The organism is Intrasporangium sp., from assembly GCF_039812505.1.
In the GTDB taxonomy this organism is placed as follows: domain Bacteria; phylum Actinomycetota; class Actinomycetes; order Actinomycetales; family Dermatophilaceae; genus Intrasporangium_A.
In genome coordinates, this window is the sequence record NZ_JBDIAQ010000032.1 from 20,645 (window position 1) to 27,872 (window position 7,228).

Consider the following 7,228-nt stretch of genomic DNA (forward strand, 5'->3'; position numbering starts at 1 on the left):
GTGGCAGATTCGCGGATGAACCTTTACAGGAGGTATGTCACGGAGATTGACGGGAAGTGCATCCTAAATGCTCAAGGCTCCGGCAGCATCTCAGTTCTGGGCTATGTCAGGAAGCCTTTGCTCGACCGACACCACCCCGACAGGACTACCTCGTGACCCGTGTGACCTTGGTGCTCAAGACAAACGAGGGCGGGACGTGGGTGCTCCCGCAGTTGCGGGCTTTGCGCTCTGCGGGAGCCCAGGTGACTGCTGTCCTGCCGGCGGGCGACGGTCGATTGCGACGAGCGCTCGACGCCGAAGGGATGCCCGTCGTTGAAGCCCCCTTCGACTTCACGTTCGGCCTGCGGCCGGGCACCGTCATGGGATTGGCCCGGCTCCGGCACGTGATTCGCGCGACACGTGCGGACGTCGTCTTCTATCACCTGTACGCTAGCGCCATCGCGGCGAGATTGTCGACTTTGGGCACCGGACTGCGACGCGTCCACATGGTCGCCGGTCCGCTCTACCTTGAGAGTCGAGGGATTCGTACCGTCGAACGCGTTCTCATGCGCCTCGACACGCGGCTCATCGCAGGTTCGGAGTACACAGCGTCGCTGTACCGGGATCTGGGTATGCCAACTGACCGCCTAGTTGCGGTGCCTTATGGGGTCGATCTTGTAAAGTTTGCGCGTCCTGCGTCCTCCCGATCGCAGACACTGGCGTTGGAGTACGGCCTAGCACGCGAGCGCCACACGGATGGTCTCGTTGCCGTCATGGTGGCCTATGTGTATGCACCCAAGTCTGCGGTATTCCCGGGGATCGGCATCAAAGGCCACGATGTATTGCTGGAGGCGTGGAGCCGAATCCGTCAGGACCATCCTGATGCGCGGCTCCTGCTCGTTGGGTCGGGCTTCGACGAGGCTGGCGAGGAATACCGGCAATGTCTCCTGCGTCGGTACCGGATCGCTGATGATCCGACGATCGAGTGGATCGAAAAGGTGGACGACGTCCGTCCCTTCTACAGAGGGGCCGACGTGTCCGTGTCACCTTCCCTGAGCGAGAACCATGGCGCGGCATTGGAGGCGAGCGCAATGCAGGTGCCCTCTATCGTGTCAAATGCCGGAGCCCTGCCGGAGACTGTGCCACCAGACGGAGGCTGGATCGTGCCTGCCGGTGACGTGGCGGCGCTTGCGGACGCCCTGCGCAAAGCGGCTGCCGAGAAGAAGTCCGGGGCGCTCGCACGACGTGGCGTTCTCGCACGCGCGCACATGCTTAGCAACTTCAATGTGGAGACGTGCTCCGCCCGAGTCGTGGAGCAAGTTCTTGGCTGACCATTCCGCCGTGGTGGCTCTGACGGAACAGCAATGTGCTTTGACCCCGGGTGGTGAGCTCGTTGGCCGGGCCACGCTCGGCCACCTCGAGTCTTTGGCCCGCGCAGTGCCGTGCACGGTTGTGGCTCGGGTCGGAGCGCCGCCGATGCCTCTAAAGCTAGGGGCCTACGCGCCACTTCTGCCCGGTGCGCGCGGGGTGGGCTTACCCTGGTCAGGCCCGGCTTCGTTTGTCTCGGTGATACGAGGTGTCTGGGCGCAGGTCGGTCGACACCGCGTCGTTGTCGTCTACTTGCCGGGAATCGTGGGGGTCCTCGGCGGATGCCTGGCCCGACTTCGGCGGCGTCGTCTCGTCGCGGTTGTCGTGGGCAATGCGCGCGAGTCGCTGGCGGCCGACGTTGTCCCGGGTTGGCGTGGAGCAATGGCTCGCAGCCTCCTTCACCGAGGGAGCCGGTGGGTGGTGCGACATGCTGACGTGGCTCGCTATGTCACTACTTGCGCGCTTCAACAGGTCTATCCAGCGGGCCCTAGAACGCGCAGTTTCGCAGCCTCCGGCGTGCGGCAAGGGAGGGTGGCGACGCAGCCGCGATCTCGCCCAACGGGCTCGGTGCGCCTGCTCACCGTGGCGAGCATGGACCGGCCCTACAAGGGCGTCCCCGATCTCCTGGACGCGGTGGAGCAAGTTAGGCAGACCGGAGCCGACATCACACTTCTCGTTGCAGGCACGGGGCGGCTGAAGGCTTCTATAGAGGCGGAGGCTGACTCTCGGGGAGCCCCTGTCAAGTTCTTGGGGCACCTGACGGGGAAGGCCTTGAACGACGCCTACGCTGAAGCGGACGCATTTGCCTTAGCGTCTTGGACCGAGGGCATGCCCAGAGCTCTTATCGAAGCGATGTCCGAAGGACTCCCCGCGGTTGCAACCGATGTTGGCGGCGTGTCTGAGTTGCTCGGCGAACCGTGGCTGAGACGCCCGCGCGACGTCGCGGACCTCGCGCTCGGACTCGAGCTCCTCATGTCGTCGCAGTTCTCGTGGAGCGAGATCAGTGCCGATAACCTCGCGCGGGCAGCGCACTTGCTCGAAGCCACCGCGCTAGGCGACGCGGCTTTCGTCGCCGCAGTGACCGAACTCCTTGAGGACCCAACGTGACCACCGTTCTGCACGTGTTCGGGGCGATGAACATCGGTGGTGCCGAATTGAGAACCATCGATCTCCTTCGAGACCTCGCGCCGCAGGGGGTCGACTTTCACTTCCTGACGCTCTCCGGAGAGGCTGGCGTTCTCGACGATGAGATTCGGAGTCTCGGGGGAGAAATCCACCCGATCCGACTCGACACCTGCTTCCCGATCCGATATCTGCAACTGCTGCGTCGGCTACGCCCATTCGCCGTCGACAGCCACGTTGCCACGTTTTCCGGCGCCTTGCTCTTGGGCGCGACCATGGCCCAGGTTCCTGTGCGGATCGCGCACTTCAGGAGCGATGGGGACGGCCACAGTGACACGGTACGGCGACGACTCCAGCGGGGGGTGATGCGACTCCTGATCAGTGTCTGCGCCACCGACATCGTTGGCGTCAGTCCGTCCTCTCTCATCGGAGGCTACTCGCCTTCTTGGGAGCGCGACCCGCGAGCGCGGGTCATCGTCAACGGCGTGCGTGTCCTGGACGACCACGGAATGACGAACCTGCGTGACGAGATAGGGGTCGGCCCAGCGTCCACAGTTGTCCTCCACGTGGGGCGTCCGAGCCCGGAAAAGAACCGGGTCCGGGCAGTCGCCGTCCTCGCTGCGATGCGCGCATCTGGGCAAGATGCCCACCTTGCATTCGTGGGCGGGGTGGGAGCGGACTCCGCCGACGTCGGATCTATCACCGGCGCTGCCGCGCTCGAAAGCGTGGTCCATCACCTCGGTGCACGCCGGGACGCACATGCTCTGATGCGCCAAGCAGATGTCGTGCTCCTGCCCAGCATCCGCGAGGGCTTGCCGGGGGTCGTCCTCGAATCGCTCGCGGTTGGGACGCCCGTCGTCGCGTCCGACCTCCCGGGAGTGCGATTCATCGCGAGTCAGGTGCCTGGAGTCCTAGCGGTGCCCCTTGCCGAGCCTGACGACATCTGGGCCACCGCAGTCACCGAGCAGGCCCGTGCGGCCAGCGACTCCGAACGTCGCGATGCCATTCGCAAGGGTTTTGCCAGCAGTGTGTTCACGCAGGAGGCCGCAAACGCGATCCATCGCCGGCTCTACCGTGGCTCAGCATGAAAGCGCATCAAATAACACGCAATCGAGGCCCTGCGGGGAGACTCGTTTGGGGCCTCGTGTTCATGACTCTCGGCATGGTCGCCTTCGTTGTACGCGACAGTGGGCAGACATCACGCGAATTTGCAGCACGCTTGGCTCTGGCCACATCAGTCCTCGCCATGGCGTCGCTCTTCCGCCTAAATCGGCGTCGCCCCTTCTCGCTCGGTCCAGTCTATGGGGCCCTGTTCGTCCTTTTCCATGTCGGGCTCCTCGTCCCGACAGCGCTGGGCGCCTCCCCGAGCGTCTTCAACGAGCGGGACATCCAGTGGATCCTCAGCGATGGGTTCACGTCTGCATCCTTGCTGGTCACGGTTGCCACGAGCGCCCTGCTGGTCGGGTATCTCGTCGGGTTCAACCCGCGGCATCAAGAGTCCCGGATCGAGGAGACGCAGGTGTGGCTGCGCCTCCGCAGCGTCGGGCAGATCGGTCTCCTCCTGCTGTCCGCAGGTTGTCTGCTGTGGATCTACAACGTCTTGGCTAGTGGGGCGGTGCTCTCCGGTTCCTATGCGGCGTTCCTCGAGTCTACGGCGTCAACGAGTATGCCGACCGCCTACCTCATGATGGGTCTCGGGATGTCGACTCTCTCGGCGGGTCCGTCCCGGACAGCCCGACGTGCCGGCCTTGTCATCTTTGCAGTGTGGTCCGCGCCTGCGTTCATGCTCGGCCTCCGAGGCGAGGTACTCATCCCGTTGGCGGCCTACCTCGTCGTAGCCGCCCGGCGGCGCCCGATCTCCTTGCGACCTTGGATGGCCTTCGCCTTCGTTGGCGGGCTGGGGCTGGGAGCTGCCGTTCGAGTGATCCGCCAAGTCGGATTTGGCAGCGGTTTCGACCTTGCCTCGTTCCGACCGTTCGATGGCATCACAGAGTTGGGCTACTCGATCCGACCGCTTGTCGTCTCCGTAGATTGGCACGAGCTCTACCTTGAGCCATATGTCGGCATCGACACCTACCTTGCGCCGTTCCGGCGCTTGCTCGTCGGGCGGATCCTCGGCGGCGAGATCACCCCGACTGCCGATGACCCAGCGGTCTTCAGCTCCATGGTCAGCCGCCGCGTCGGGCCAATCGGAGGCTCACCCGCCGCGGAGGCCTTCCATGCCGGCGGCGTGGTCGGCATCGTCATCGTCCTCGTAGCTATTGGTGTGCTCGTGGCCCGCCTGGACTCCCTCGACACGACACCGCTGCGCAACGCTCTGGTTGGTACCCTGGCGTTCGTCCTGCTGCTGTGGGTCCGCAATGACTTCACGCCAGTTCCTTTCGAGGTTGGTGTGGCCGTTGGGATAGTGCTCATGATCCGGGTGGCGGCAAATTTGCGCCGAACTCCTGTAAGACGTTCCTCGGCCCTGCCAGCGACGTTGCAGCACCATGCAAAAGGCCGCCGGTGAGGCGTAACCCCGGCCTGATGGGGTTCTTCTCCGTCAGCACACCCGCAGTCCTCAACGCGCTTCTCGCCGCGGCCCTCGGAGTCCTGCTAGCGCGATACCTTGGCCCCGCCGGTCAAGGAGCCCTGACCACGATCGTTACGGTGGGCGCACTTCTGAGCGTGGTTCTCACCCTCGGGACAGGCGTTAGCGTCCGTCTGCGAGCGCGCCCGCGTCCCAAGGCGGAGGACATCTCAGCTTTCCTCGGTGCCTCAGTATTGATGATGCTCGTTGCAGCCATCATTTCGCCGGTGACATGCCTGTTCTTCGACCTGCCTGGAGTCGGAGCGGCTGAGATGGTCCTTAGTGCTCTCGTTGCAGCTTTTCTCGTCGCCGCACGCCAGTCGTCAGAGCTTCTGCAGGCCTATGGCTGCGCAGGACGTTCGATCCTCTTCCTGGCCATCGGCGTCCTTTTCCAGTGTGTCTTGTTCGGCTTCGCCGTGATCACTGGCCATGCGACTTTGCTTACTGCGCTCATCTGCGCTGCATTGGGCTCAGCGGTACAGGCCGCCCTAGGGGCTTGGGGCGTAGCCGATGAGCCGATACCACGACCAGGTTTGGCGTGGGCAACCGTGCGTGCGCTCGTGCGCCTCGGCGTACCAGCCGTTGGCTACAGCGTCGGTCTTCTTGTGGTACAGCGACTTGACAGGTTGGTCATCGTGAGTGTTCTCGGTGCTACGGCCAGCGGTGTGTACGCCGTTGCGGCGACCATAGCCGAGACATCGCGCATCACGTCTTCAGCTGTAGGGCAACTGCTGTTCGTCCAGACCGCGGCCGCCGGCGCTGTCACACGCACCAGCAGGCGGACTTACCGCCTCGCGCTTGTTATCCAGGCTGCGGTAGTGGTTGTGGGCTGGTCCCTTGTCCCTCATGTAGTTTCAATCCTGTTCGGTGATGCGTACGCGGAGGCGGTACCACTTGCGCGGCTGCTCCTCATCGCGGAACTCTTCATGGGCCTCGCGCTTATGGACGCTCGTTTGCTCTTGGGTCTCCATCGGGTGCCGCTGGTGGCCGGAGCGACGCTGACACTTGTTATTCTTGCGGTCCCGGTTTACCTGGTCCTCGTAGAGGCAGCCGGGCTCACCGGTGCCGTCCGCGCCTCCCTATTGCTCTATGTCGCATACAGCGGTGTTCTGTTCGTCACACGCCTCCGCGCCGACAGAAAGGGGGCCGACGTTGTCGTCCCGGTCTGAGATCATGCGTTTCGTAGCAATCGTGGCATACGACGGCTTCGCCCGACGGCTCCACACGATGCTCCCCGGCGGTCACCGTCTCCGGGCCCGACTCGCCAACTCGATCTGTGCCTCGGTGGAGCGCTCGGCCCGGATCGCTCCCGACGTGAAACTGAGCAGGCACCTCGTCGTCCTCGACGGAGCCGGAATCGGCGCGGGAACCCTGTTCACGGGAGCCGAGAGGATCACGCTGGGCCGTCGCCTAAAGATGGGGCCGCGTTGCATGTTCATCACGAATGACCATCCGGTCCCCGCTGATCACCAGACTTTCAGCGAGATTCGCGGCACGAACCGGCCGATCGTCGTGGGAGACGATGTGTTCATCGGTGCCGGCTCAATCATCCTCGGAGGTGTGACGATCGGCCGGGGGGCGGCAGTGGGGGCAGGGTCAGTCGTTGTTCGCGATGTCCCGCCAGGAGCGGTCGTAGTCGGTGCACCCGCAAGGGTCGTGTACACGAGGAATGCGTGACCCTTTTGGGCAGGGGTGGCGCCTGCGTCGATGCCTCATCGGTTCGGGGGGAATCTCACATCGTGTTCTTGTTCCTCTTATCCGTGGCGTACTGGACTGTTTGCAGCCAAGAGAAGCGGCCCGCTCGAGTCGCATCCAGCGCGGGCACGGCTACCCCTGATAGTCCGGCAGGCTGCGGAACCAGTCGACCGTCACGCGAAGCCCCTCGCCGAGCGCAACCGGCGTCACGTCGGGGAAGTGACGGCGCAGCCGCGCTGTGTCGGCCTGCGAGTCGCGCACGTCGCCCGCGCGCGGCGGCAGGTGAATGACCTCGGGACGGGCATCGAGCACGTCGGCGAGCTTGCTGATCAAGCCGTTGAGCGAGGTGCGGGTGCCGAAGGCAAGGTTGACGGGGTCGAGGTCGGTGACCCTACGCATGACCGCATCGGCGATGACTCGGGTCACCGTGCCGACGTAGGTGAAGTCGCGGGTCTGCTCCCCGTCGCCCTGCACCGGCAGCGGCGCCCCGCGCAG

6 protein-coding genes and 1 pseudogene are annotated in these 7,228 nt (G+C 64.5%); 6 read left to right on the forward strand and 1 reads right to left on the reverse strand.

All coding sequences use genetic code 11. From position 1 onward, the window contains the following. Positions 1-152: 152 nt before the first annotated feature. From WMI84_RS06615 to WMI84_RS06640, 6 genes are all read left to right on the forward strand, one after another. Positions 153-1,310, forward strand: coding sequence for a glycosyltransferase family 4 protein (locus tag WMI84_RS06615; RefSeq protein ID WP_347351506.1), 1,158 nt, complete (start codon positions 153-155; stop codon positions 1,308-1,310). 418 nt (positions 1,311-1,728) lie between these two features. Next, positions 1,729-2,454, forward strand: coding sequence for a glycosyltransferase family 4 protein (locus WMI84_RS06620; RefSeq protein WP_347351508.1), 726 nt, complete (start codon positions 1,729-1,731; stop codon positions 2,452-2,454). Then, complete coding sequence (locus tag WMI84_RS06625) at positions 2,451-3,557, forward strand: glycosyltransferase (protein WP_347351509.1); 1,107 nt, start codon at positions 2,451-2,453, stop codon at positions 3,555-3,557. Before WMI84_RS06620 ends, WMI84_RS06625 begins: the two co-directional genes overlap by 4 nt. A 62-nt stretch (positions 3,558-3,619) precedes the next feature. Beyond that, entirely contained in the window at positions 3,620-4,978 is a 1,359-nt protein-coding gene (gene wzy, locus WMI84_RS06630; RefSeq protein ID WP_347351511.1) for an O-antigen polysaccharide polymerase Wzy, read from the forward strand. Between the two features lie 17 nt (positions 4,979-4,995). Beyond that, positions 4,996-6,207 (forward strand): lipopolysaccharide biosynthesis protein, encoded by a 1,212-nt coding sequence (locus WMI84_RS06635; protein ID WP_347351513.1) that lies wholly within the window; start codon positions 4,996-4,998, stop codon positions 6,205-6,207. Positions 6,208-6,229: 22 nt separating this feature from the next. Further along, a complete protein-coding gene (locus tag WMI84_RS06640; protein ID WP_347351514.1) occupies positions 6,230-6,715 on the forward strand; it encodes an acyltransferase in 486 nt (161 codons plus the stop codon). 150 nt (positions 6,716-6,865) lie between these two features. Here the strand turns inward: WMI84_RS06640 and WMI84_RS06645 are convergent. Further along, positions 6,866-7,228: pseudogene (locus WMI84_RS06645) on the reverse strand (GDP-mannose 4,6-dehydratase); the annotation flags it as partial.

What these genes read in the sequence shown, in the direction of transcription:
- WMI84_RS06620 (WP_347351508.1), top strand. Translation starts at nt 1,729, where the DNA reads ATGGCTCGCAGCCTCCTTCACCGAGGGAGCCGGTGGGTGGTGCGACAT.
- wzy (WP_347351511.1), top strand. Translation starts at nt 3,620, where the DNA reads ATGACTCTCGGCATGGTCGCCTTCGTTGTACGCGACAGTGGGCAGACA.
- WMI84_RS06635 (WP_347351513.1), top strand. Translation starts at nt 4,996, where the DNA reads ATGGGGTTCTTCTCCGTCAGCACACCCGCAGTCCTCAACGCGCTTCTC.